The sequence below is a fragment of the Rhizobium lusitanum genome (genome assembly GCF_014189535.1).
Lineage (GTDB): Bacteria > Pseudomonadota > Alphaproteobacteria > Rhizobiales > Rhizobiaceae > Rhizobium > Rhizobium lusitanum_C.
The window spans coordinates 171,475-197,648 of record NZ_CP050307.1; the positions used below are offsets into that span (position 1 = coordinate 171,475).

Annotated in this window: 22 protein-coding genes and 1 pseudogene; 18 read left to right on the forward strand and 5 right to left on the reverse strand. The window is 61.5% G+C overall.

Annotation, left to right across the window (positions count from 1 at the left end; genetic code table 11):
* The first annotated feature begins 13 nt into the window (after positions 1-13).
* Entirely contained in the window at positions 14-994 is a 981-nt protein-coding gene (locus tag HB780_RS03785) for an AraC family transcriptional regulator (protein WP_183688730.1), read from the forward strand.
* Here the strand turns inward: HB780_RS03785 and HB780_RS03790 are convergent.
* The 4 genes from HB780_RS03790 to HB780_RS03805 all read right to left on the reverse strand — a co-directional run bounded on the left by HB780_RS03790 (position 984) and on the right by HB780_RS03805 (position 5,255).
* A complete protein-coding gene (locus HB780_RS03790) occupies positions 984-1,442 on the reverse strand; it encodes a GNAT family N-acetyltransferase (protein ID WP_183688731.1) in 459 nt (152 codons plus the stop codon). The genes HB780_RS03785 and HB780_RS03790 overlap by 11 nt on opposite strands.
* Before the next feature lie 130 nt (positions 1,443-1,572).
* Positions 1,573-2,841: a glycerate kinase type-2 family protein gene (locus HB780_RS03795; protein WP_183688732.1), complete on the reverse strand. Its 1,269-nt coding sequence runs from the start codon at positions 2,839-2,841 to the stop codon at positions 1,573-1,575.
* Between the two features lie 11 nt (positions 2,842-2,852).
* On the reverse strand, positions 2,853-3,926 hold the full coding sequence (locus tag HB780_RS03800) for a tartrate dehydrogenase (protein WP_183688733.1): 1,074 nt from the start codon (positions 3,924-3,926) through the stop codon (positions 2,853-2,855).
* A gap of 24 nt (positions 3,927-3,950) precedes the next feature.
* On the reverse strand, positions 3,951-5,255 hold the full coding sequence (locus HB780_RS03805) for an MFS transporter (RefSeq protein ID WP_183688734.1): 1,305 nt from the start codon (positions 5,253-5,255) through the stop codon (positions 3,951-3,953).
* Positions 5,256-5,385: 130 nt separating this feature from the next.
* Between HB780_RS03805 and HB780_RS03810 the strand changes: the two genes are divergently transcribed.
* Positions 5,386-6,300 carry a LysR family transcriptional regulator gene (locus HB780_RS03810; protein ID WP_183688735.1) on the forward strand — a complete coding sequence of 305 codons (915 nt, stop codon included), beginning with the start codon at positions 5,386-5,388 and terminating at the stop codon, positions 6,298-6,300.
* Positions 6,301-6,466: 166 nt separating this feature from the next.
* On the opposite strand, the gene HB780_RS03815 is transcribed toward HB780_RS03810, so the two are convergent.
* Positions 6,467-7,765 carry a DUF3422 domain-containing protein gene (locus tag HB780_RS03815; protein WP_183688736.1) on the reverse strand — a complete coding sequence of 433 codons (1,299 nt, stop codon included), beginning with the start codon at positions 7,763-7,765 and terminating at the stop codon, positions 6,467-6,469.
* Positions 7,766-8,115: 350 nt separating this feature from the next.
* Between HB780_RS03815 and HB780_RS03820 the strand changes: the two genes are divergently transcribed.
* The 16 genes and pseudogenes from HB780_RS03820 (at position 8,116) to HB780_RS03890 (ending at position 26,114) form a co-directional block, all read left to right on the forward strand.
* Complete coding sequence (locus HB780_RS03820; RefSeq protein ID WP_183688737.1) at positions 8,116-9,318, forward strand: M20 aminoacylase family protein; 1,203 nt, start codon at positions 8,116-8,118, stop codon at positions 9,316-9,318.
* Positions 9,319-9,514: 196 nt separating this feature from the next.
* Positions 9,515-11,149 (forward strand): TIGR04028 family ABC transporter substrate-binding protein, encoded by a 1,635-nt coding sequence (locus HB780_RS03825; protein WP_183688738.1) that lies wholly within the window; start codon positions 9,515-9,517, stop codon positions 11,147-11,149.
* 60 nt (positions 11,150-11,209) lie between these two features.
* Positions 11,210-12,154 carry an ABC transporter permease gene (locus HB780_RS03830; RefSeq protein WP_183688739.1) on the forward strand — a complete coding sequence of 315 codons (945 nt, stop codon included), beginning with the start codon at positions 11,210-11,212 and terminating at the stop codon, positions 12,152-12,154.
* Positions 12,151-13,065: an ABC transporter permease gene (locus HB780_RS03835; protein WP_183688740.1), complete on the forward strand. Its 915-nt coding sequence runs from the start codon at positions 12,151-12,153 to the stop codon at positions 13,063-13,065. The genes HB780_RS03830 and HB780_RS03835 overlap by 4 nt, the downstream gene beginning before the upstream one ends.
* Positions 13,062-14,744 (forward strand): dipeptide ABC transporter ATP-binding protein, encoded by a 1,683-nt coding sequence (locus tag HB780_RS03840; RefSeq protein ID WP_183688741.1) that lies wholly within the window; start codon positions 13,062-13,064, stop codon positions 14,742-14,744. The genes HB780_RS03835 and HB780_RS03840 overlap by 4 nt, the downstream gene beginning before the upstream one ends.
* A 4-nt stretch (positions 14,745-14,748) precedes the next feature.
* Entirely contained in the window at positions 14,749-15,798 is a 1,050-nt protein-coding gene (locus tag HB780_RS03845) for a putative FMN-dependent luciferase-like monooxygenase (protein WP_183688742.1), read from the forward strand.
* 30 nt (positions 15,799-15,828) lie between these two features.
* Entirely contained in the window at positions 15,829-16,437 is a 609-nt protein-coding gene (locus tag HB780_RS03850; RefSeq protein WP_183688743.1) for a CMD domain protein, read from the forward strand.
* Positions 16,438-16,459: 22 nt separating this feature from the next.
* A complete protein-coding gene (locus tag HB780_RS03855) occupies positions 16,460-17,062 on the forward strand; it encodes an alkylhydroperoxidase domain protein (protein WP_183688744.1) in 603 nt (200 codons plus the stop codon).
* Positions 17,063-17,111: 49 nt separating this feature from the next.
* Positions 17,112-17,336: pseudogene (locus HB780_RS32895) on the forward strand (ABC transporter substrate-binding protein); the annotation flags it as partial.
* 125 nt (positions 17,337-17,461) lie between these two features.
* Positions 17,462-18,466: an LLM class flavin-dependent oxidoreductase gene (locus HB780_RS03860; RefSeq protein WP_183688745.1), complete on the forward strand. Its 1,005-nt coding sequence runs from the start codon at positions 17,462-17,464 to the stop codon at positions 18,464-18,466.
* Between the two features lie 112 nt (positions 18,467-18,578).
* Entirely contained in the window at positions 18,579-19,139 is a 561-nt protein-coding gene (locus tag HB780_RS03865; protein ID WP_183688746.1) for a GNAT family N-acetyltransferase, read from the forward strand.
* A 39-nt stretch (positions 19,140-19,178) separates the two neighbouring features.
* Positions 19,179-20,813 carry an ABC transporter substrate-binding protein gene (locus HB780_RS03870; RefSeq protein WP_183688747.1) on the forward strand — a complete coding sequence of 545 codons (1,635 nt, stop codon included), beginning with the start codon at positions 19,179-19,181 and terminating at the stop codon, positions 20,811-20,813.
* Positions 20,814-20,868: 55 nt separating this feature from the next.
* Complete coding sequence (locus HB780_RS03875) at positions 20,869-22,494, forward strand: ABC transporter substrate-binding protein (protein WP_183689597.1); 1,626 nt, start codon at positions 20,869-20,871, stop codon at positions 22,492-22,494.
* A gap of 56 nt (positions 22,495-22,550) precedes the next feature.
* On the forward strand, positions 22,551-23,552 hold the full coding sequence (locus tag HB780_RS03880; protein ID WP_183688748.1) for an ABC transporter permease: 1,002 nt from the start codon (positions 22,551-22,553) through the stop codon (positions 23,550-23,552).
* 10 nt (positions 23,553-23,562) lie between these two features.
* On the forward strand, positions 23,563-24,435 hold the full coding sequence (locus tag HB780_RS03885; protein WP_183688749.1) for an ABC transporter permease: 873 nt from the start codon (positions 23,563-23,565) through the stop codon (positions 24,433-24,435).
* Positions 24,432-26,114, forward strand: a complete 1,683-nt coding sequence (locus HB780_RS03890) for a dipeptide ABC transporter ATP-binding protein (RefSeq protein WP_183688750.1) — start codon at positions 24,432-24,434, stop codon at positions 26,112-26,114. The genes HB780_RS03885 and HB780_RS03890 overlap by 4 nt, the downstream gene beginning before the upstream one ends.
* Positions 26,115-26,174 lie beyond the last annotated feature (60 nt).

Sequence of the window (26,174 nt, forward strand, 5' to 3'; positions counted from 1 at the left end):
GTTCGGAAATCCTATGGATCCGCTCTCAGATGTCCTGTCACTGCTGAAGCCGCGCAGCTATATGTTCGGTGGTTTCGAGGCGGGTGGCGACTGGTCTATCCGGTTCGGCCAGCATGAAGGCATCAAATGTTATGCTGTTGTTTCCGGCCAGGCCTGGCTCGTAGTCGAAGGCGTTTCAGACCCGGTGCAGCTGAAGACGGGAGACTGTTTCGTTCTGCCGCGCGGCTGGCCCTTTGTTCTGGCAAGCAATCCGTCCTTATCACCTATCGACTATCGCCAACTCTTTCCGACGCGACCGAACGGTAGCATGCGGGTGCTCAACAACGGCGGCGATTTCTCGATCGTTGGCGGGCACTTTACGCTGACCGGTGGCCATGCCAGCGTCCTGTTGGCAATGCTGCCGCCGATCGTCCATATCCGAACGGAGGCGGATAGGGAGTCGTTGCGCTGGTGCATGGAGCGCATGCGGTTGGAACTGCGCGAACCGAAGCCTGGCGGCTTCCTGATTGCGCAACAGCTTGCCTATACGATGCTGGTGCAGGCGCTGCGACTGCATCTTGCGGAAGGATTGACGGGTGGCGTCGGCTGGCTCTTTGCGCTCGCGGACCGGCAGATGGCGGCGGCGATCACCGCGATGCATGAGGATCCGGCGCATCGCTGGACACTGGCGTCACTGGCCGAGCGCGCCGGCATGTCGCGAACGACCTTCACCCTGAAATTCAAGCAGACGGTCGGGACCTCGCCGATGGACTATCTAACGCGCTGGCGCATGATGGTGGCCGGCGAAAAGCTGACGCATTCCAGCGATTCCATCTCCGTCATCGCGCTCTCGCTCGGCTACGAATCCGAGAGTGCCTTTAGCACGGCTTTCAAGCGGATGATGGGCTGTTCGCCGCGCCAATATGGCATCTTGTGGCCTCCTTGCGTGATCGGAGCGAGACCGTCCGTGCCGATCGCCGTGAAGTCATGGCGAGCTAGAGGAACTACAGCGTAAGCTTGTAGCCGATATGGCTGCCGACAAATCCTAATTTCTCATAGAAGCGATGGGCATCCGGCCGTTCCTTGTCCGTCGTCAATTGGACAAGAGTGCAGCCTCTGGCCCTGCATTGACCGATGGCCCACTCGAACATCTGCTGCCCCACGCCAGATCCCCGGTGCGCTGCCGAAACTCTCACTCCCTCGATTTGTCCGCGCCGGGCACCTTTACGCGCCAATCCGGGGATGAAGGTGAGCTGGAGAGTGCCGATCACCTCTTCGCGCAGGATAGCAACGGCCTGAAGCTGGTTGGGGTCGGCAAGAATGGCCTGGAAGGCGTCGACATAGTGCGAGTTCGGTGGCGAACTGGGATCTTCCCGCTGCTGCCCCAGGACGTCGTCGGAAAGGAGAGCAATGATCGCCGGAAGATCGGCAATTTGCGCAGGGCGAAAAGTAGCGTCTGTCATCGAGATCATCTCCACATGGGGATGGTCGCAGATATCATATCTTGAGCGCATCGCGCCAATGGTGGAAGCCGGATAGCTCGATTCGCAGGTTGGCCGGCGACGAGATCGGGTAGGCTGCCATCTGGCACCTTTAGACGATCATGATCGCGCGGATATCGTTGACATTGGTGAGCGTCGGGCCGGTTTTGACGAGATCGCCGAGTTCCGCGAAATAGCGGTAGGTGTCATGAGCGGCAAGGTAAGCGCGCGCATCCAGGCCAAGCAGCCGGGCACGGGTGAGCGTATCGGGCGTGACGATCGCGCCGGCGGCGTCCTCGGTGCCGTCAATGCCGTCGCTGTCGCCGGCAATTGCGAAGATGCCGTCCGCACCGGCAAGCCCGACCGCAAGCCCGAGCAGGAATTCCGTATTGCGCCCGCCGGCCCCGGCCGGCCCTTTGCCAATCGACACCGTCGTCTCTCCACCCGAAAGCAGCACCGCCGGAGTACGGATCGGGAGTCCCTTTGTTTTCGCGGAGCGGGCGATGCCGGCCATGACAATGCCGGCCTCCCTGGCTTCACCTTCTATGGCGTCGCCAAGGATGAGTGGGATAAGCCCGTTTCGCCTGGCCTCTTCGGCGGCGGCGGCAAGAGCGAGGGAAGGGGCTGCAATGATCGTAACCTCGCCCGACAAGGCCTCGGGTTTCGGTGTCTCTTTACCCTCGTCGAGCACCGCGCGCGCCGCTGGCGGCAGATCGAGACCATAGCGGCGGATGATATCGCGCGCATCGGCCATGGTGCTGGCATCGCCGATCGTCGGGCCTGAGGCGATGGCGGCGGGGTCGTCGCCCGGCACATCGGAGATCACCAGCGTCACGACGCGGGCGGGCTGCGCGGCTTGGGCCAATCGTCCGCCCTTGATCGCGGATAGATGCTTTCGCACGATGTTCATTTCGCTGATAGTCGCGCCACTCGCCAGCAGGGCGCGATTGACGGTCTGCTTGTCGGCAAGCGTCATGTCGCCCGCTGGAGCGACCATAAGCGCCGAGCCGCCGCCGGAGATCAGCGCGACCACGAGGTCATCCGGCGTCAGGCCTTTGACCGCCGCGAGAATGTCACGGGCGGCTGTCTCGCTCATCGCGTCCGGCACCGGATGCGACGCTTCCAGGATGCGGATGCGCCCGGTCGGAACGGCATGGCCGTAACGGGTGACGACGACGCCCGAAACATCGACATCAGGCCAAGCCGCGTCAAGCGCCGCCGCCATGGCGGCGGACGCTTTTCCCGCTCCGACGACCACGCAGCGCCCCCTCGGCTTCTCCGGCAGGTGCCGTAGTACCGCGGCGGCGGGATCGGCACTTGCCACGGCGGCATCGAAGAGGCGGCGCAGGACCGCGCGGCTCTGTGCATCTGTCCAGCGCATGTTTCCGCCCGCTAGACGTTCGAGGAATGGATCGCGTCCACCACCGCGTCGGTGACGTCCTTGGTGGTCGCGGTCCCGCCGACATCAGGGGTGAGGATGCCCGCGCCGGTGACACGCTCGACGGCGCGCATCAGGCGGGCAGAGGCCTCCTGTTCGCCGAGATGATCGAGCATCTGTGCGGCGGTCCAGAAGGTTGCGACCGGATTGGCAATGCCCTTGCCGGTGATGTCGAAGGCGGAGCCGTGGATCGGTTCGAACATGGAAGGGAAGCGGCGCTCCGGATCGATATTGGCAGTCGGCGCGACGCCGAGCGATCCGGCAAGCGCACCGGCGAGATCCGAGAGGATATCGGCATGGAGGTTGGTGGCGACGATGGTGTCGAGGCTCTGCGGCTTCAGCGACATGCGAACGGTCATGGCGTCGACCAGCATCTTGTCCCAGGTGACGTCGGGGAATTCCTCGGCCACTTCGGCGGCAATCTCGTCCCACATGACCATGCCGTGTCGTTGGGCATTGGATTTGGTGACGACGGTCAAGAACTTGCGCGGGCGTGATTGGGCGAGCTTGAAGGCATAGCGCATGATGCGCGTGACGCCGACGCGAGTGAAGATGGCGACTTCCGTGCCGACCTCTTCGGGCAGGCCCCTGTGAGCGCGGCCGCCATGGCCGGAATATTCGCCTTCCGAATTCTCCCGCACGATGACCCAATCAAGATCGCCGGGGCCGCAATTGCGCAGCGGCGGCGTTATGCCGGGCAGGATCTTCGTCGGACGGACATTGGCATACTGATCGAAGCCCTGGCAGATCGGCAGGCGCAGGCCCCAGAGCGTGATGTGATCGGGGACATCAGGCGCCCCGACCGCACCGAAGTAGATGGCGTCGAACTTTTTCAGCTGGGAAAGGCCGTCCGCGGGCATCATCACGCCATGCTTCTTGTAGTAGTCCGATCCCCAATCGAAATTCTCGACGTTGAACCTGATGCCACCGTCACGCTTTTCGAGCGCAGCAAGAACGGTGGTGCCGGCGGCGATGACTTCCGGGCCGATACCGTCGGCGGGGATGGCTGCAATTGCATATTCGCGCATTTTTCTCTCCGTAAAATGTAAGGGTTAGGACCGCTGGCCGGATGCGTCGATTGCCGACGCCTTGGCGCCGCCGTGGGACAGGATGAGCGTCAGAGCCGCCGACAGAACCAGGAGACCCGCGACGAAGCAGAGCCCGCCCGCAAAGCTGCCGGTCAGATCCTTGATCCATCCGATCATCGAGGGGCCGACGAAGCCGCCGAGATTGCCGATGGAGTTGATTGTAGCGATGCCTGCTGCCGCCGCCGGTCCGGACAGGAACAGCGTCGGCATGCTCCATAGCGGCGGTTTCGAGCAGCTGATGCCGATATTGACGAGGGTGAGCGCGATGAGGACCGCAAGCACGCCCGTCGCCCCGGCGGCAAAGACAAGTCCTGCTGCCGCCAGCAGGCAGGCGAGCACCACATGCCATGTGCGCTCGCCAGTCCTGTCGGAATGCCGTGCCCAGAGGACCATGGCGACGACCGCAAAGGTCGCGGGGATGGCATTCAGGAAACCAACCTCGAGCGAGGAAAGGCCGAACTCCTTGATGATCTGCGGCGCCCAGATGCCGAGCGTGTAGAGACCGGCCGACGTGCCGAAATAGACCATGGCAAGCGCGAGGACGCGCACGTCGACGAGGCCTGCCCAAATGCTGTGGCTTGCTTTGGCGCCTCTGGTCTTCTGCTCGTCTTCCATCGTCTTCATCAGCCAGTTGCGCTCCTCGTCGGACAGCCATTTTGCCTTGGCTGGGCGGTCGGTCAGGTAGAACAGTACGACGATGCCGAAAATGAGGGCCGGAACCGCCTCGATCAGGAACATCCACTGCCAGCCGGCAAGGCCCATCAACCCGTGCATCTGCATCAGCGCGCCGGAGATCGGTGAGCCCAGCACCGTCGAAAGCGGAGCCGCGGCCATGAACAGTGCCGTGACCGCAGCGCGGCGGCGAGCTGGGAACCAGAAGCTGAGATAGAGGATGATGCCCGGAAAGAAACCGGCTTCGGCGACGCCGAGCAGGAAGCGCAGGACATAGAAGCTGGTTGCTCCCTGAACGAAGGCCATCAGGCCCGAAACGATACCCCAGGTGATCATCACTCGGGCTATCCAGATGCGGGCGCCGACCTTGTTGAGAATGAGATTGGAGGGCACTTCGAACAGGAAATAGCCGAGGAAGAAGATGCCGGCGCCGAAGCCGAAGACGGTCGACGAGAAGCCGAGATCCTTGTTCATCTCCAGCGCCGCAAAACCGATGTTCACGCGGTCGAGGAACGCGATGAGATAGAGCAGCATGATGAAGGGAACGATGCGAATTGTTATCTTGCGCAGAACGCGCGTCTCCAGCTCATGGGCCACGGCTATTTCCTCCCAGAATGATGATGTTGGCGCACCTCCTGCGCCGTCACCCAAACGATGGGGGAGAAACCGCTCATGGACAACGAAACCAAAATTATATAAATTTTCGATATAATAAGAGGGCAAATCTTTGGAATTGCAGCAGTTACGTTGTTTCGTTGCGGTAGCTCAGGAACTGCATTTCGGTCGGGCAGCGCGCACGCTGGGCATCCTGCCGGCATCGCTTGGGCGGCAGATCCGGCTGCTAGAGGATTTTCTCGGCACGCGTCTCATGGAGCGAACGACCCGCAACGTCATGCTCACGCGGGACGGAACGGAGCTCTTGAAGGAGGCGAAGCAGGTTCTTGCACAGACCGATGCGATGACCGAGCGTTTCCGTCATCGCCGTCATCTTCCGCGCACGGGGATCAGGATCGGCGCGATCGACAGTGCGGCGGCCGGGCTCGTCCCGCAGCTGCTTCATGATCTGAAGCTGGAACGCCCGGAAATCTCCGTGCAGATTTCGGAGGAAAAGACCGTTCGCCTGCTCCCGAAACTGATATCGGGCCGGCTCGACCTCGTATTCATCAGACCCCCCGAAATCGCGGACCGGAAGATAAAGCTGCTTCGGCTTTTCAACGAAACGGCCGTTGTCGCGATCTCCGAGCATCATAGGCTTGCCGATCGCACGAGCATCGCTGTCGAGGAACTGGAGGATGAACCGCTCATCGTTCCCGATCGCCGTTCGAGACCGCATAGCCATGACATGACGATCAAGCTCTTCACCGAGGCTGGATTGACGGTCAGGATCGCACAGATGGCCGACGAGAAGCAGACGATCGTCAATCTGGTGGCCGCCGAGATCGGTCTGGCGATCGTCCCCCAATGGACATCGCGGCTTGCGGTCTCCGGTGTCCGGTACATTCCGCTTCGTCCTGGGCGGGAACGGACGACGGGACAACTTCCCCTCTATGCGGCCTGGCTGAAGGGCGTGCGCGATCCTCTCCGCGATACCCTGATCGGTATTCTCATGAAGCATCTGGCGGTCTATTCGGAAAACGCCTGATAGGCGCTGCATCGTCCCGTGCCCTTCGTAACGCTCGTCTGAACCGCTTCGCCGCCGATGGGCTGCTGCCGCGCGAGCAGCATCTTGTCGTTGCCTTCTGGCGGCGGGGTTTTGCGGAGGCGAAGCAAGCCTGATCGGGGAGCATCGCTGTGATCAGAGCTCTATCTCAGGAGTCCAGATGACGGCGCCTTACGCTACGCACGAAAAACCAGACGCTGACGACGATGATCGGCACGGAGATGCCCAGCGCGATCGAAAGCGTCGGTTCCACGATATCGTGGCCTAGTCCTTTTGCTGCGTAGTTGACGAGCCCAACGATGTAATAGGAGATCGCAGCCACCGACAGACTTTCGACTGTTTGCTGCAGCCGGAGCTGAAGTTTCACTCTTCGATCCATCGATGTCAGCAGTGCGGTATTCTGCCGAGCGAGTCCCACATCCACCCAGGTCCTTAAGAGCTCCGTGGTTCTCGAAAGCTTGATCGACAAGCTTTCCTGGCGCTCCTCAACAGATTTGCAAGTCCGCATCGCCGGCGCCAGCCGACGCTCCAGGAAGGAGCCGAGGGTCTCGCCCGCAATCGGTTCCTCCCCTAAAGTGGTGATCCGTTCGCTCACAATGGAATCATATGCTGTGCTCGCTCCGAAACGATAAAGCGATTGAGCGGCATTTGCCTGCAGTTCGGATGCGAGACGGGTGATCTCGGCGAGCATCTCATCCGCACTCTCCCATACCTGGCCTTTCATTCGCTGGGTGACGGCCCCGAGAGCTTCCTCGATCGCGCGTATTTCGGGCGACAATGATTGCGCAAGCGGCAATGCCAGCATTGCCAGGGTGCGGTAGGTCTCGATGTCGAGAAGACACTGGACCGTTGCGCCGCGACCAAGATCGGTTAAGCCCCGATCTATGAGCAGCATGCGGGTGAGGCCATCGCCGTCTTGGCGGAAGTCGGTGGCGACTTCGGCCAATCCATCGCGAATCCGGCTGCGGCAGAGGCTGGCGCTGTCGAATGAGGTGAGCGCCGCTTCCGCCTGCGCGCCCTCCGGCCATATCTCCAGCCGGATACCGGAAATGAAGCTTCCAGGAGCGCGGAAGCTGCCGCCGAAGGGGTGCAGCGCGATCACGGTCCAAGGATCCGCCATGGCTGGCCCGTCCCAAAACCAAGTCGAAAATTCCGTGTGCCGCTCCCAGCGCAAGGTCCCTTGGCCCCATTGCACGGTGCAATGCCTTGATGTTCGATCCGGCACGGACACACCTTGAGAGCGGGCCATGGTCTCAATGGCCTCATGATGACTTGTCTGGCCGGTTTCCATCAGGAACGCCAATTGGAGGATCACGCGCGGAGATGTTACGGCAACAAAAGGGCGCGCATGTATTTCACCAAGCGCCTGGGCGCGATTTTCCGCCGGTGGGAACGATAGAGAGGTGGGGGACTGCTTCTTGCTCGCGGCCTTCTGCTCTTTCGCCATCTATCTGCGACCTCCGAGCTCATCGATACGATACAGCAAGTCAGCGGGGACTTTCGTAATCCCAGGTGGCATCGGCGTCCCCTCCCGCTCAAAGAGGGATACATGTTCGATGAGCATATATTCACCTTCCTTTTCGACGTTGGAGACTGGTCGAGATTTAACAAGGGGAACTTTACATAAGAGGGGCAGGGCGAGCCACAGGCAATCGGCAATGTTTTTCGGGGTGAACCAGCGTGTCTCGTTGCGCAAATAATCTACTATTTTTATAGACTACTCATGCATTCGATGTTTAAGTAGCGGTCGCCGGTCGTTCCGATCCGGCGCCTGTTTCCCCATTCCGAGATGCTCCCATGACCCAATCGAACACTACCGCCAACGACGCTCCCGCTCCGAAGGTCATCGACCGCATCGCGTCCTATGTCCCTGAACTCGTTGCGATTCGTCGTGACCTTCATGCGCATCCGGAGATTGGATTCGAGGAGATCAGGACCTCCGGCATCGTCGCCGACAAGCTGGCGTCCTGGGGCATCGAGGTTCATCGCGGTATCGGCAAGACCGGCGTTGTCGGGCGGCTGGTCGGGCGGCATCCGGGCAATCGGTCGGTCGGGCTTAGAGCCGACATGGATGCGCTGCCGATGCCGGAAGAAACCGGTCTGCCCTATGCTTCCATCTATCCGAACCGCTTCCACGGCTGCGGTCACGACGCGCATACCGCCATTCTTCTGGGCACAGCACGCTACCTTGCCGAGACCCGCGATTTCGCCGGCACCGTCACCTTCATCTTTCAGCCGGCGGAGGAGGGCTTGGGTGGTGCCCGTGCGATGATCGCCGACGGGCTGTTCGATCGCTTTCCCGTCGATGAGATCTATGGGCTCCACAACGCGACCTTTCTGGCGCCGGATCATCTGCATGTGACGGCTGGAACGGTGCTTGCCGGTGCCGACTTCTTCGACGTGACGTTCAAGGGCAAGGGTGCGCATGGGGCTCATCCGGATGCCGGGCGCGATCCGATCCCGGCAATCACCGAACTTGTCCAGGCGCTTCAGACCATCGTCAGCCGAAACGTCCCGCCGACCGAGCCTGCCGTTCTCTCGGTCACCAAGATAGGGGCTGGTTCGGCCTACAACGTGATCCCGGAGACGGCGAGCATCGGCGGGACGATCCGCGCGTTTTCCGATGAGGTCAGGGAGCTGATCCGCACCCGGCTCACCACCATCGCCCGGAATGTCGCGGCCGCCCATGATCTGACCGCCGAGATCGATATCCGCGACATCTTTTCGGTCCTGACCAATGATGCGGAACATGTCGATATCGTTGCTGATATCGGGCGCGAGGTCCTGGGACAGACACGGGTTTCCACGGCACCGAAGCGGGCGATGGGCAGCGAGGATTTTGCGGACTTTCTGTTGCATGCGCCCGGAGCTTTCTTCACGCTCGGCCATGCAGGCACCGTTCCGGCGCACAATCCCGGCTTCATCGTCGATGACGCCATCCTGCCGGTCGGCGCGACATTGTTCGCCCGCCTAGTGGAGAGCAGGCTCAAGGCTGCGTGAAACGTCCGAGCGCACCAACGATGAGGGCTGCGAAAAACCATCTCCCGTTGCCGTGGACGGGAATTGCCTGAGGCCGGTGCAGGTTGAAGGTTCATTCTCCGTAGTAATCCAAATATAGCATAGTAATTCTATAAACAATATTGAATGAACTGGCGGGTACGATACCCTCTGGATGCATTCCAGTTCGAGGCATCAGATGACAATCGCACGCAATTTGAAGACATTGACGCTCTTGGGGTTTATCTCTTTAGCGCTTCCCCAGGCAGCTTTCTCGGCCGAGGACAATAAGCCGGTGCAGGGTGGGACGCTGATCTATCTGGAGCAGCAAGCCCACACCAACCTTTATCCGCCGGCTGGAGGCTTCTATCCGAACGGTGGGATTCTGAACCAGATCACCGACAAATTGACCTATCAGAACCCGAAGACGTTGCAGGTCGAACCGTGGATCGCCGAGTCCTGGACCGTCAATGACAGCGCGACGGAATATACCTTCAAGATCCGCAAGGGTGTCACCTTTTCCGATGGCACGCCGCTTGACGCCAGCGCTGTCGCCAAGAACTACGATACCTTTGGCCTCGGCAACAAGGAGTTGAAGCAACCGGCCTCGGAGGTCATCAATAACTATGATCACAGCGAAGTCGTCGATCCCTACACGGTGAAATTCTATTTCAAGAAGTCGTCGCCCGGCTTCCTGCAGGGCACGTCGGTGATCGGTTCCGGCATTGTTTCTCTGAAGACGCTGGCATTGCCGTTCGATCAGTTCGGCGACGCGACGAAGATCATCGGCTCAGGCCCCTTCGTCGTCGAAAGCGAGACGCTCGGCAAGCAGCTCGCGCTGAAGGCTCGCACGGATTACAATTGGGGTCCGGCCAAGCTCGAACATCAGGGCAGGGCCTATCTCGACGGTATCAAATACATCATCACCGGCGAGGACAGCGTCCGCATCGGCGCGCTGCTGTCCGGCCAGGCCGATTTCATCCGTCAGCTCCAAGCCTATGACGAAAAGCAGGTAAGCGACCAGAGTTTCGCGATCTATGCTGCGCCGACGCGCGGCGTGAACGACAGTGTCGCCTTCCGGCCGGACAATCCGCTCGTCGCCGATATCAAGGTTCGTCAGGCACTGCTGCATGCCACGGATAACAAGGAGATCGTCGATACCCTGTTTTCGGCGAATTATCCGCAGGCAAAGTCGATCATTTCGTCGGCCGCCGCCGGCTATGAGGACCTGTCCACGAAACTCACCTATGACCCCGCGCTCGCCGAAAAACTTCTCGACGAAGCTGGCTGGGCCAAGGGGTCGGGCGGCGTGCGGCAGAAGGACGGTAAGCCACTGGCACTCGCCGTCTACGAATCCTTGCCGCAGCCGCAGAACAAGGCTGTGCTGCAACTCGTCGCCCAGCAATGGGCCAAGATCGGCGTCAAGCTACAGGTGCTTGCCGGCACCTCCGGCAATGTGGTGACGGACATTGTCGATCCGGCAAAGACGCCGCTTGTCGTCGCCGAAGTCGGCCGCGCCGATCCGGATGTCATCAAGAGCCAGTTCTATCCGAAGAACCGCGATGCGCTGTTGCAGAAGGGCGGGCTCAATCCAAAGGCCATCTTCTTCGACGAAAAGCTGAACGGCATCCTCGAGACCGTCGCCTCCGAGACAGACCGCGGCAAGCGACTGGCGGCAGCGAAGGCAGCACAGGAGTATCTGCTGGATCAGGCCTATGTCATTCCTTTCTTCGAGGAGCCACAGGTGTTTGCCGGTGCGCCCTATGTGAAGGGGATCGCTTTCGAGGCCGTCGGCCGGCCGGCGTTCTACAGCACATGGCTCGCCGAACATTGATGATGGCGCTCGGTCCGGCATTTCGCCGGACCGATGCTTCTTGAAGACATGGTAATCGGCATGACGAAATACATATTATCGCGGATCGGACAGTCGCTGCTCGTTCTCTGGGCGGCGTTCACCATATCCTTCGTGTTGCTGCAATCGATGCCGGGCGATGCGATACTCATCAAATTCCAGAGTCCGGACTATGGGCTGAGCCCCGAACAGCTTGCCGATATCAGGGCCGCCTATGGCGCCGATGGATCGATCCTGCAGCAATATGTCCATACGATCTGGAATTTCCTCACCGGTCATTTCGGCTATTCATTGCAGGCAGGCGTTGCCGTGAGCACTCTGATCGCCACCAATCTGCCGTCGACGCTGTTGCTTGCAGGCTTCGGCTTTCTGGTTGCCGCCATTCTCGCAGTCCTTATCGCCGTATTGTCCAATCTCCCAGGGCTTGTCTGGCTGCGCGGCGTCATCCAGTCGTTGCCTTCGCTTTTCATTTCCGTGCCGACCTTCTGGCTCGGTATTATGCTCATCCAGATATTTTCGTTTCGGCTCCGCCTCGTCCCGGTGATCAATCCCGGTCCCTGGGAAGGACTGATCCTGCCGATCCTCACGGTGGCCGTACCGATTTCCGCGCCGCTTGCGCAAATCTTGCTGAAGAATATCGACGAGGTCCTGACGCGCCCCTTCGTGCCGGTGGCACGCGCCAAGGGTCTTTCGCATGTGCAGGTCCTCTGGCGGCATGTCGCCAAGAACACGCTCCTGCCGGTTCTGACCGTTGCGGGATTGTTGCTAGGGCAGTTGATCGCAAGCGCGGTCGTCACCGAGACGGTCTTCGGCCTGAACGGCATCGGCGGGCTCACCAAGCAGGCGGTGGATAGCCAGGACGTTGCCGTGCTGCAAGCGATCGTCGTCATCGCGGCGACGGCCTTCGTCACCATCAATCTCGTCGTCGATCTGCTCTATCCGATCCTCGATCCGCGCCTCAAGGCGAAGCTGGGAGCGACGCGATGACGATCCTCGAAACCGCTGACCGTCATCGCGATACAGATGCCCCCGATCCGGTCGGCGGAGCGCCCGTAGTGCCGCTTGACGGCGGTGAAGGGCAGGCCGAGACACGCCGCATCTCGCTGCGCATTCAGCCGGGCCTCGTTCTTGCTTGCCTGGTGCTGGCGCTGGCCGTGTTATGGGCGCTCCTACCCGGTATTTTCACGACCTATGATCCGGTGCAGGGGCTACCCGGGCAGCATCTGCGGCCGCCGAGTGCTGCACATCTCCTTGGCACGGATTCGCTGGGCCGTGACCTCTATGCCCGTATCGTTTATGGTTCTGTACATTCACTGTCAGGGGCGCTTGCCGCCGTCGGCATTGCTCTTGTCGTCGGAACGACGCTGGGTGTTCTCGCCGGCTCGCTTGGCGGAAGGCTGGAGACGGCCATCATGCGGCTGGTGGACGTCATGCTGTCGATTCCGGACCTGCTGTTGTCGCTCAGCATCATCGTCCTGCTCGGCTTCGGCACGGTCAATGCGGCAATCGCCGTCGGCATCACCCTGATTGCGAAGTTCGCGCGGCTTGTGCGCTCGGAGGTCGTGACCGTGCGGCGAAGCGACTATGTCGAAGCTGCGTTCGGCAGCGGCGGCACGTTCTTCAAGGTGCTGTGGCGCCATATCCTGCCGAACTCGCTGACTTCGGTCATCGCTTTTGCCGCGCTTCAGGCAGGCTGGGCCATTCTTCAGCTCTCGACACTCGGTTTCCTCGGCTATGGCGCACCGCCGCCGACACCGGAATGGAGTCTGTTGATTGCGGAGGGGCGCAATTACATCGCGACCGCCTGGTGGCTGACGGCTGCCCCTGGCGTCATTGTCGTCCTAGTCGTCGTCTCTATCAACCGCATCAGCCGGGCAATCGGGAGTGTCAATCGATGACGATTTCCCCAGCGAGTATATCAAGTGAAACGGTCGCATCCGTCCTGGAGGTCTCCGGCCTGACGATCGCCTATCGTGACCGGAGCGGGTTACGCCCGGCCGTTCATGGCATTAATTTCACGGTGAATGCCGGGGAGGTTGTGGCGCTGGTGGGCGAATCCGGTTCCGGTAAGAGCTCGACGGCTCAGGCACTGATCGGATTGCTTCCCGAGGGCGGGCTTCTGCAGCAGGGCATAATCCGATTGAACGGCCAGGATATTGCCGGCTGGCCGCAGAAGCGGCTGGACGGCATCCGTGGGTCGGTCATCAGCCTCGTTCCGCAGGATCCGGGCAGTTCCCTCAATCCGGTGAGGACGATCGGCGATCAGGTTGCCGAGATCCTCGTCATTCATGGCAGGGCATCGGGAGCTGCCGCCTATCTGCAGGCAATCGAGCTTTTGGAGCGCGTCGGCCTCAGCCAGCCGCAGCTTCGCGCGAAACAATATCCGCACGAGTTGTCCGGCGGCATGCGGCAGCGGGTGCTGATCGCCATCGCCATCGCGCTGAAGCCCTCCCTCATCATTGCCGACGAGCCGACGAGCGCGCTTGATGTCACCGTGCAGAAGCACATCCTCGATCTCATCGATGACCTGCGCCGGGAATATGGCACGGCCATCCTGCTGGTGACGCACGATCTCGGCGTTGCCGCCGACCGATCGGACAGGCTTATCGTGTTGCAACATGGCCGCATTCAGGAGCAAGGTCGCACCGCCGATATCGTTCGAAACCCGCAGAGCGCCTATACGCGCCGGCTGCTTGCCGATGCGCCGTCCCTGAACGCGCGGGTGCCGCGCGCCGCGCGTCCGGACAGCGCGGCATCCAAGCCGGCTGACGACATTATCGTTGTCGACGGGCTAGTGCAGGATTTCGGCCCCGGCGGCAAGAAGGATAGCTTCAGGGCCGTGGACGATCTGTCCTTTCGAGTCAGACGCGGCACCACGCACGCGATCGTCGGCGAGTCCGGGTCCGGCAAGACGACGGCCATACGGATCGTCTCCGCCTTTCAGCGGCCAACAGCCGGCAAGGTCTTCATCGACGGGCTAGAGTTGTCATCGCTGCGCGGCGAGACGCTGCGGCTTTTCCGCAAGAAGATCCAGCTGGTTTACCAGAACCCCTTCAGCTCGCTTGATCCGCGCCAGACGATCGCGAGGATCGTCGAGGAGCCGTTGTTGAATTTCGAGCGGCTGCCACGGGCCGATCGGTTGGCAAGGGTGACAGCGACGATCGAAAAGGTTGGCCTTCCCGCCGACGTCCTGCAACGGCGGCCGCATGCGCTTTCGGGCGGACAGCGCCAACGCGTCGCGATCGCCCGCGCGCTGGTGCTCGACCCGGAAATTCTCGTTCTGGACGAAGCCGTCTCCGCGCTCGATGTGACCGTTCAGGCGCAGATCCTGGCGCTTCTGGATGAGCTTCAGCGCGAGCTGGGCCTGACCTACCTGTTTGTCTCGCATGATCTCGCCGTGGTCAGGCAGATCTCCGACACTGTCTCTGTCCTCAATGACGGCAAGCTGGTCGAGGGTGGCTCGATTGACGATGTCTTCGACAATCCGCAGAGCGCTTATACGCGCGAGCTGATCGATGCCGTTCCGGGCAAAAGATTTCCGCGGATTCTCGAGCCCACCCCCGGCAACGCAGGATGATCCTATGAACACGCCAGCATCAACGAAAAGATTGGGTTTTTTCAGCCGGGTCCTCGACCACGTGGATGTGGCGACCCGCTACAGGCTTGTCAGCGAGCAGATCATTCATGCCGAGGCGCAGGGCTTCGACAGCGCCTGGGTGGCGCAACACCATTTCAATGGCGAGGAGGGCGGCTTGCCGTCGCCGCTGGTTTTTCTGGCGGGCCTTGCCTCGCGAACCTCGCGTATCCGTCTCGGAACCGGCGTCATCACTTTGCCGATGGAAGACGCAGTGCGTGTCGCCGAGGATACCGCCGTGCTCGATATTCTGCTTGATGGACGGCTGGAAGTCGGTGTCGGCACTGGCGGCACGCCGCAAGCCTTCCTGCCATTCGGTCTTGAGAGCGCCGATCGCGGGCTGGTCTACGGCAAGCATCTGGCATTGCTTCGCGAAGCATGGGCCGGTCACGAACTTGCCGGTGGCAATCGCCTTTATCCCACGGCACCACATCTGCGCGACCGGGTCTGGCAGGCGACATTCTCCGTCGGTGGGGGCGAGCGCGCCGGCCTTGCGGGTGACGGGCTGATGCTGTCGCGCACGCAACCGCGACCACCGGAGGCGCCGGGTGCCGAACTCTGGGATCTGCAAAACCCGATCATCGACGCCTACCTCGCCGTCCTGCCGGACGGGCGTGCCCCGCGCATTCTCGGCTCCCGCAGCCTCTTCGTGGCCGACAGCCGGAAGGAGGCCCTGCATTTCGCCGAAATCGGCTTGAGGCGCAGTGTCGAGCGCTTTACCGCGAGCGGCTTCACGATCCGGGGAGAGACCACGGCTGACCTGATCAAGGCCTTCGATGTCCATGTCGGCACGCCGGAGGATGTCATCGCATCGCTTCAGGCCGACACCGCGCTCGCGCGGGTCACGGACCTCGTCTTCCAGGTGCATTCCGTCGATCCGCCGCACGAGCATATTCTCCGATCCCTGGAGCTTACCGCCGCGCATGTGGCGCCTGCCCTTGGCTGGACCCCGCAGACGCCGGCCTTAAGCGAACGCCGTTTCGCGACCAAAGCCTGAAAACCGACACTTGAAGAGAAGGCCTCGACCATGACTTCACCGACCACAGACGTCATCGATCTTCTGGTGGGAATTGCCGCCGGATCCCCGCTGGATCGCCTCCGTGCCGAAAGGCCGGAAACGCGCCTCAACGCGCAGAAGAGCTATCAGGCACTGTTTGAACCGGCCCATCAAGGCGATGTTACGCAAGATGAGCGGCTTGCGGTTGCCGTCTTCGTCGCGGGCCTGCACGCGACGGCTGATATCAGCGAATTCTATGCCTCCGGGCTGGCGGATAAGACGCTGGCCACAGCCGTTGGAGCTGAAGTGGAAAAAGGCCGCACGCATGGGCCATACGGTCGCTACCCGGCCGGCCCGCTTTCCGGCGAGGATCGCTCCGGCCTCGTCTACGAGGTGTCCGGCGATAGCCGCAATGCTCTCGGATCGAAACTCGCCGCCGCGCTGGAGCACAGCCATCTTCTCGTTTTCCGCCCGCGCGAGTCCAATGTCGGAGCTCTGCAGAAACTGTTGGATGAAGGCTGGACAACGACGGGCGTCGTTACCCTCTCGCAGATCGTCGCCTTTCTGGCGTTCCAAATCAGGGTTGTCACGGGATTGAAGGCTTTGGCAGCCGATACCGCGCAGTCCGCGTCAGCTTAGCCGAATAAAAGGTATTTCCGATATGACCGAAACCGTCATTCATCCCGAGATCGAAAACCGTCCGAATGTGTTTACCCAGGCCGAAATCGGCTGGACGCCTTGGCTGGAGCCGCTCACTGAAGCGGAGCTGACAGAGCGCCATTGGGCGGGGCTGGTCGACGCATCCCGTTCAAAATCGCCCTATTTCATGCTGCTCGCACGCGATCCCGAGATCCTGCAGGCACGCACGAAAACGGACAAGGATATTTTCTACAATGTCACGGCTGGCTTGCCGCGCGCCGATCGCGAGCTTGCCGCAACGGCGGCCTCGCGCACCAATGGCTGCATCTTCTGCGCCTCCGTGCATTCCCGCTTTGCTTCCCATCATTCGAAGCGAACGGAGGACGTCCAGCGCCTGCTGGATGAGGGAACGCAAGCCGATCTCGGCAGTCGCTGGAATGCGCTTGTCTCCGTTTCGTCGGCCCTGACCGAAACCCCCGTGGAATTCGGTACACCAGACATCGGCAAACTGCGGGAGGAAGGCTTGAGCGATCTCGAAATCGCCGATCTCATTCACGCGGCCGCCTTCTTTAATTGGGCAAATCGGCTGATGCTGTCGCTTGGTGAACCGACGCCTGCGAAGTGATCGTCCGCCAGGTTTTTCCGCCTGCAACGAGGGTTGGTGCAAGTCTGGCATTCCGGATATAGGCGAGGCGGCTGGGGAGCCGCCGATCCGGGGCGGTACGCTTAATTGGGCATACTATCCTGACCCGACATCGCTGATTGCCATCAATACGTCGTCCGGCACTGGGCAGGCGATCGGGCCAAAGATCAGCGAGGGCCTGTTCGATTTCGACTATGATCTCAATCCGATACCTCTGCTGGCGACCGAATGGTCGGTGAGCGGGGCTGGCCTGCGCTCCTGCCAGATAAGCCGAAAGACATTCTTCGCCACCCGCTCATATTGGAATTTCGTTCCTCGGCAATTTAGACCATTAAACATATAGATTAAATAGATAATCGAAAATGTTTGATGGCGGATTAGATGGGTTACGCGTTGAGTTTGCTCGACAAAAGTCCGATTGATGGAGCGGAGGAGGCGAGTGCGGCATTGGCCAGGACGCTTGTCCTGGCGCAACGGGCCGAACGTTGGGGTTTCCACCGCTTCTGGGTCGCCGAACATCACAACAACGCGCGCCTCGCAAGCTCTTCCCCGGAAGTGCTGATCGCCTTCCTGCTCGCCCATACATCCCGCATCAGGATAGGCTCCGGCGGTGTGATGTTGCAGCACTACAGTGCCTACAAGGTTGCCGAGAACTTCAATCTCCTGGCGACGCTGGCGCCTGGCCGTGTCGACCTTGGCGTCGGGAAGGCGCCCGGCGGGCTTCCGCTGTCGACGCGGGCACTGCAGGGCGCCTACGATCCGGCCCGCAAGCCGACATTCGCCAAGCAATTGGCCGAGCTCGGTTCCTACCTTGGTGACAAGGCGGCCGACAGCGATCCGGAGGCCGACCTTCGGGCCTATCCGGTGCCGGCCACTCCCGTGAAGCGGTTCCTGCTGGGCGCGAGCATCGAGAGCGCGGAACTGTCTGCCACCCACGGCTGGGGTTTCGTTTATGCGGGCCATCTCAACGGCGACGAAGCCTTGCTCGACGAAGTGCTTGCGACCTATCGCAACTTGAGCAGCGGGAAGGTTCCCTTGCTAGCCATCGGTGTGATCGCTGCGGAGACGGATGCGGCGGCAGAGCGTCTCGCCGGCGACCTCAGGCGTTTCAAGGTGGAGGTGAAGGACGGCCAGAGCGTCACCGTTGGCAGCCTTGTCCAGGCGGAAGAATATGTCCGTCAGGCCGGCGTCACCGACTACCGGATCGAGGAGAAGATGCCCGGTGTCATCCGCGGCACGGCCGCGCGTATCCATGGCGAACTCGATCGGCTTCACCAGCGCTACGGAGTCGGTGAATTTATCCTCGATTGTCCTGTCGCCGAGGCGCAAGCGCGTCTCGCCTCCATCGATCTTCTGGCGACGGCGCATTTAGCCGTCGCGGCATGACGTATCTCTTTCAGCAGCAAGTCAAGTTTTGGGGTGGCTATACCAGCTCCACTGGTCGTTTGACCAAGGATGGTAACGGCGCAATTCACACGGCACAGGAGGCCGTTTAACGATGAGTGACAGCATCCGCATCGCCACGGTCGACGACGCACCGGTCTTGCATCGCCTGTTGCAGCTGGCCTATCAGCCATTGCGCGAGATGAACATCCAGTTCACCGCCACCACGGCCGACGTCGATCTGGTTCGTGAGAAGATCCGCCGGCATACGACATTCGTTGTTGAGCGCGATGCGGCGATCATCGCCACGGTCTCCGTCCGCTTTCCCTGGCCGATGGGCGAAACGCATCTGACGAGCTACCCGTTCATCCACTGGTTTGCCGTCTCTCCGGACTTCAAGCAGCAATCGATCGGCAGCGCTTTGCTCGATCATGTGGAGCTGACCTTCCTACGCGACCAGATCAAGGCGCCTGCCGTCTATCTTGCGACCGCCACCCGGCATCCATGGCTCGCCGGCATCTATGAGCGCCGGGGCTATGAGGGTTTCTACAAGCACACCAAGAACGACGAAGAGATCGTCCTTCTGCGCAAGATCCTCAATCCGGATATCTACGAGACGCTGGAGGTTGCCGAATACAAGCGCTTCGAGCCGCAACTGTTGGCGCAGGCGCAATAGCGGCCGAGCGATAGTCAAGGGCATTGAGGGGACTGGGGCATGACAGTAACGAGAAGAGGCTTCATGGGGACGGTGGGCGGTGTCGCTTTGACGGCTGCCATCGGTCAGCGGGCGGCGTGGGCGGGGAGCAACGTGGTGCCGGTCAAAGGTGGTTCGCTCGTCTACGGCGTCGAAACCGAGCCGAATACGCTGAACCCGCATCTCAACGGCCAGGCCAAGGCCAAGCTCGTGCTGCGCAATGCCTATGAATCCCTGCTGGCACGCACCGCCGACGGCGGATATGTCCCCTGGCTTGCGTCCGGCTACGAGATTTCCGCCGACGGCAAGACCTATACGTTCAAACTGCGCGACGACGTCACCTTCAGCGACGGCGAGACGTTCGATGCCGCCGCCGTGGTGCTGAATTTCGCCAAGCTGAAGGAGCCGCTCTATTCGGGCAGCATCAGCGCAGGCTACTTGTCCTATGTCGTTGAGGCCAAGGCGGCGGGTCAGCACACTGTCGTCTTGAAGCTCGATCGGGTCTACGCGCCGTTTCTCGATGGCGTCGCCAGCATCGATATCCTGTCGCCGCGCGCCTTTGCCTCCGCGCAGATCAAGTCTGGCGGTCCGGAGATCGCCGGCACCGGACCTTTCATCCTCGACCGTTATGTCAGGGGCCAGGAGATCCATTTCGTTCGAAATCCGGATTACAAATGGGCGCCGGCAAGTGCTGGGCATCAGGGGCCGGCCTATCTCGACGAGGTGACCTATCGTTTCCTGTCGGAATCCTCGGTTCGCACCGGCGCGCTCATCTCCGGACAGGTCGATGTCATCGAGGGGATTTCCGGCAATGACGCTGCTCTCTTCAAGGACAATTCCGATTTCACCTACCAGAGCGCGCTCAATCCCGGCACGCCCTACACGCTCTATCTCAACACCACCTTTGGCCCAACCAAGGATGTGAGGGTGCGCAAGGCGGTGATCGCCGCCGTCGATGTCGGCCAGATTGTCGACTCCGTCTATCGCCGCGAGCGCACACGCGCCTGGGGCGTCCTGACGCCGGCGGACAAGGATTTCTACGACGCGAGCATCGAGGGCAGCTATGGCTTCGATCCGAAGCGTGCCAATCAATTGCTGGACAAGGCGGGCTGGACTACGCGCGATGCCGACGGCTTCCGCATCAAGGACGGTGCGCGTCTGTCGATCGAGATCGTACAGGCGCAGGTGACGCTGCGCGATCAGCGCGATGTACTGTTGCAGGCATTCCAGGCTCAGGTGCGGCAAAGCGCGGGCATCGAACTCATCCTGAACAATGTCGATTCCGGCATCTATAGCGAGCGGCAGAAGAGCGGAAAATACGGCGCCATCCCCAATTCGACGACCAACCAGGGGAATGCCGTCACCATCTATTTCCACTACCTGCCGCCGGACCAGGGCGGCTCGATCAACTATAGCCGGACCGAGGCGCCGGAAGTTCTGGGCTGGCTGAACAAGGCTGCCTCGACGCTGGATGCCAAGGAGCGCTTCACCATTTACGCCGACCTCCAGCGCTTCGCTATCGTCGAGCAGGCCTATGGCCTGCCACTCTACGTCCCCGAAGACCAGATCGCCGCATCGACAAGGGTGCGTGGGGTCGGGTTCCGCCCCTTCAAGCAACTGCCCGAAAATGCCTACGACATCTGGCTGGAAGGCTAACGGGAGACGTGAGCCGCATCCGGCTTTCTTTTTTATCATGGAGATAATGTTCAATATGTTTTCCCGACGATCTTTCCTGAACGTTACAGCGGCCACGCTTGCATCAGTTCTGCTGCCCATCACCGCGCATGCGCAGGACGGCAACCCTGTCAGCGGCGGCAAGCTCGTCTGGGGCGTGGAGACGGATCCAGCAACGCTCAATCCGCAGCTCAACGGGCAGGACAAGACCAAGCTCCTACTGCGCAACGTCTATGAGTCCTTGCTGGCCCGCACGGCGGACGGCGGGTACGTCTCCTGGCTTGCCACCGGGTACAAGATCTCCGACGACGGGAAGACCTATACGTTCACGCTGCGCGACGGTGTCACCTTCAGCGATGGCGAGAAGCTGGATGCCGCCGCCGTCGTCACCAACTTCACTAAGCTCAAGGATCTCTCTTATTCCGCCGGCACCTCCAGCGCCGCACAGGCCGCCAGGGTGGTCGATGTCAGGGCCGTGGATGCCCATACCGTGGTGCTGACGCTGGGCGAGGTCTATGCACCGTTCCTCGATTTTGCTGCCAGCCTCGAGATCCTGTCGCCCAAGGCCTTCGCATCCTCGCAGCTGAAGTCCGGCGGAACGGAGATTGCCGGCACCGGCCCGTTCATCCTTGAGCGCTACGTCAAGGGCCAGGATATCCACTTCGTCAAGAACAAGGCCTATAACCGGCCGCCTAAGACCGCGTCCCATCAGGGGCCGGCCTATCTTGACGAGATCACCTACCGCTTCCTACCGGAATCCTCCGTGCGGACAGGTGCGCTGACCTCCGGCCAGGTTGACGTCATCGAGGGCATTTCCGGCAATGATGCCGGGCTGTTCAAGGACAATCCGGATTTCAGCTATCAGACTGCCTTGAATACCGGCACGCCCTATTCGCTGTTCCTGAACGTCACCCATGGGCCGACGCAGGATATCAAGGTGCGCAAGGCGCTGGCTGCTGCCATCGATGTCGATGCCGTGCTCAAATCCGTCTATCGCGGCGAGCGCACCCGGGCCTGGGGCATTACCTCGCCGACCGACACGCAATTCTATGACAAGACCATCGAAGGCGCCTATGGCAGCGATCCGAAACTTGCCAACAGCCTCCTCGATGAGGCGGGATGGACGGCCCGCGACGCTGACGGCTTCCGCACCAAGGATGGCAAGCGTCTAACGATCGAAGTGGTGCAGGCACAGGCGACGGTGCGCGACCAGCGCGATGTGCTGCTGCAGGCTCTTCAGGCCCAGGCGCGGCAGAATGCCGGGATCGACCTTCTGATCAACTATGTCGACGCCGGCACTTATACCGATAGGCGCAAGACCGGCATCTTCGGCTCGATCGCCAATTCCAACACGCCGACGAACGCAATCGATATCGAGTATCACTATCTGCCGCTCGATAAAGGCGGCTCGATCAACTACAGCCGCGCATCGGCGCCGGAGCTTCTTTCCTGGCTGCAAGCCGCCGCCTCGACGCTCGACGATAAGGAGCGCTTCGCTCTCTATGCCAAGCTGCAGCGCTTCGCGATCGTCGATCAGGCCTATGCGCTTCCGCTTTACGAACCGGAAGACCAGGTCGCCGCCGCTTCCTACGTGAAGGGCATCAACTTCCGTCCGTTCAAGCAACTGCCCGAGAGCGCTTACGACATCTGGCGTAGCGAATGAAGGTCTGAACCCGAGCCGCCTTCCGCATTGTTGCGGAAGGCCAAGGAGCAAGAGATATGGACGTTGATAATGTGACAGCCATTCGCCAGGCGCCGGTTTCCCGGGTGTCCCGACGGCTTTTCCCGGTACGCGGTACGCTGCTATCGCAGATCCTTGGGCGCGTTGGCTCCGGCATTGTTGTGCTTTGGGCGGCTGTGACGCTCAGCTTCGTCAGCCTGCATATCGCGCCCGGCGATATCGTCGACCTCCTGATCGGCGAGCAGCTTCGCACACCGGCAGTGGAGGCGGCGATCCGTACCGAATGGGGCCTCGATCAACCACTCTATTCGCAATATCTGTCCTATCTCGGGCGTATCCTGCATGGCGATTTCGGGCGCTCTTATATTCTCCAGACCGATGTTTCGGCCCTGGTCCTTTCACAGCTGTTGCCGACATTGAAATTAACGGCCGCCGCCCTCGTTGTTGCCGTCGTTTTCGCCGTGGTGAGCGCGGTCGCCACAGCCGGGAGGCGCTGGCCCCGGCGCATCGCCGGCGGTACGGAACTCGTGCTGATTTCGACGCCATCCTTCTGGCTCGGCATTATCCTGCTCTTCGTCTTCTCCTTCACGCTCAAGCTCTTTCCAGTCGCCGGAGACCGGACATTCTCGGCGCTCGTCCTGCCGGCTCTCGCCTTGGGCCTGTCGCTCGGTGCGGTGATCGGCCAGGTGTTGCGCGAAGGGCTTGAGCGGGCGCTCGGGGAGCCCTTTGCACTCACGGTGCGCAGTTGGGGAGCAAGTAGTCTGACCCTGCGGTTGCGTCACGGGTTGCGCCATGCTGCCCTGCCGGCAGTGACGCTGACGGGCTGGCTCGTTGGCGGCCTTTTGTCCGGCGCCGTCATCACTGAGCAGGTTTTTGGACGCCCCGGTCTCGGTAAGGTCACCGTCGACGCCGTGCTTGGCAAGGATCTGCCGGTGGTGCTGGCGGTCGCGATCCTGTCCGCCTTCATCTACGTCGTGCTCAGCACGCTGGTCGATGTACTTTACCTGTTTCTCGACCCGCGTCTGCGGTCGCGTGCGTGAGGAATCCGACATGAGCCTCTCGACAACAATCTCGCCCGCCGCTGGTCCCAATCTCCGGCGCATCCTTGTGGCCGCTGTTGCCCGACCCGGCCTGCTGGCCGCGGTAGCTTTCCTCCTGCTGGTGGCTGTGGGAGCGACCTGGCCGTATCTCCTGAGCTCCTATAATCCGATTGCGGCCGATCCGCTGCAGGCGCAATTGCCGCCGGACGGCGCCCACTGGTTCGGCACGGATCAGCTTGGCCGCGATGTTTTTTCCCGCGTCGTTCATGGTGCGCGCTACTCAATCCTGATCGGCGTTAGCGCCGTGGTCATCGCGGCGACCGTGGGATCGATTCTTGGGCTGGCCGCCGGGCTGACGAGAGGGCTTGTAGACGAGGTGATTACGCGCTTTCTCGACGTCGTCTCCGCCTTTCCCGATCTGCTGCTGGCGCTGGTCCTGATTTCCTTTACCGGACCCGGTACCTACAACCTCATCTTCGCCCTCGGCGTCGCCTCTATCCCACGCTTTGCCAGAGTGGTACGCGCCCAAACCTTCGTCATTGCTGAATCCGGCTATGTCGAGCAGGCGCGGACATTCGGCCTTGCCCCGGCTGTGCTCGTCCTGCGGCATGTCCTGCCGCATGCGATCGCTCAGGTGCCTATCCTCGCAACGATTGGCCTCGGCACCGCGATCATCAGCGCCGCCGGCCTGAGTTTCCTCGGCATGGGCCCGCAACCGCCGACGCCTGAATGGGGCGCCATGCTGGCGGAGGGGCGCAATTATCTACGCGTCGCCTGGTGGATCGGTGTTTGGCCGGGCGTCGTCATCACCCTCACGGTGATCTCCGTCAGCGTCCTCGGACGTCAATGGCAGGCGGCCTTCGAAGGCAGGAGGCGCGCATGACCCCGCTCGTTCATGTCCGCAACCTGAGCATCGCCTTCCCGGGGGCAGGGGAGGAGAACGTCGTCGTCCAAGGTCTCGACTTGACCATCCATCGCGGGGAATCTGTGGCCCTGGTGGGTGAATCCGGTTCCGGTAAGTCCGTGACCGCCCGCTCGCTGGTCGGATTGAGCGGTCCCGGGGCGACGGTGAGCGCCGATGTCTTCGATGTAGATGGCGAGAGCGTGCTTGAGTTTCGCGAACGAGACTGGCGGCGGCTGAGAGGTCACAGGGTCGGCTTCGTGCTGCAGGATGCACTGGTGTCGCTCGATCCGCTGCGCCGTATCTCGCAGCAATTGTCGGACGCCATCGGGAACCGTAGCTTACTGCGCCGCCGCGAACTGCGGGACGACAGCCTGGCGCTGTTGCGCTCCGTCGGTATTGGCGACCCAGAACGGCGCCTGCCGCAATATCCACATCAGCTTTCCGGCGGGCTGCGTCAGCGCGCCTTGATCGCGACCGCGATTGCCCGGCAGCCGGCCCTCGTCATCGCCGATGAGCCGACAACGGCGCTTGACGCGACCGTGCAGAAGCAGATCCTCGACCTCCTGGCGGAGCGCCGGCGTGTCGGCAACACACTGCTGCTGATCAGCCATGACCTGGCCGTGGTCTCCCGGCTGGCGGACCGGGTGCTGGTCATGCGCAATGGCGAAGTCGTGGAGGAAGGACGCACTCAGGAGATCCTCTCTGCACCGCGCCACCCCTATACGCGCCAGTTGCTCGATGCGATCCCTTCGGCGCACTCTCGTGGCTACCGGCTGGCGCCAGTGAGCGACGATACCAGCAAGCCGCAAGCAGAGGGGCAGCCAAAAGTGCCAGCACAGGCAAAGAGTGCCGAGCGGCTGAGAATCCCTCTGCCGGTGAAACAGATCGATGCCCGGCGAAGCATGCTGGTCGCCGAACACCTGTCGAAACGCTATGGCAGCGGTGCTTCGGCATCCCACGTCGTCAACGATGTTTCCTTCCGACTAGCGGCTGGCGAAGCCCTCGGCATCGTCGGCGAATCCGGCTCGGGAAAGACGACCGTCGCGCGGATCATCCTCGGCCTCGTTGCCGCCGATGCCGGAAGGGTGCTGATCGACGGGCGCCCCTGGAGCGGACTGACCGAGGCACAGCGCCGGGCTCAGCGCGCTGGTATTCAACTGATCGCGCAGGACGCCCTAAGTTCTTTTGATCCGCGATATACGGTCGAGAAGATCGTCGGCGAAAGCCTGGATTCCGTCGGCGTTTTCGGTGTCGCGCGCAAGGAGAGGGTCATCGAGATTCTCGACGCGGTACGGCTGGGAACCAGCTTTCTTAGTCGCTACCCGCGCGAGCTTTCTGGCGGGCAACGGCAGAGGGTAGCGATTGCCCGCGCCTTCGCTCCGCGCCCGAAATTGCTGGTCGCTGATGAGCCGGTCAGCGCGCTTGATGTTTCCATCCAGGCGCAGATCCTCGATCTGCTCGCCGAGCTTCAGGCCGCCTCCGGCACCTCGTTGTTGTTCATCTCGCACGATCTCGGCGTCGTCCATCATCTCACCGACCGTGTGGTCGTGATGAAGGAAGGGCGGATTGTCGAGACAGGCGATGTTGGCACGGTCTTTTCCGCGCCGCGGCATAGCTACACCCAGGCCCTCTTGGAGGCCATTCCCACCCTGGCGTGAACTGCCCGGCCGCAACAGTGCGGCGTGCAGCTTGCGACATTGACGACGATCAAGGAACGT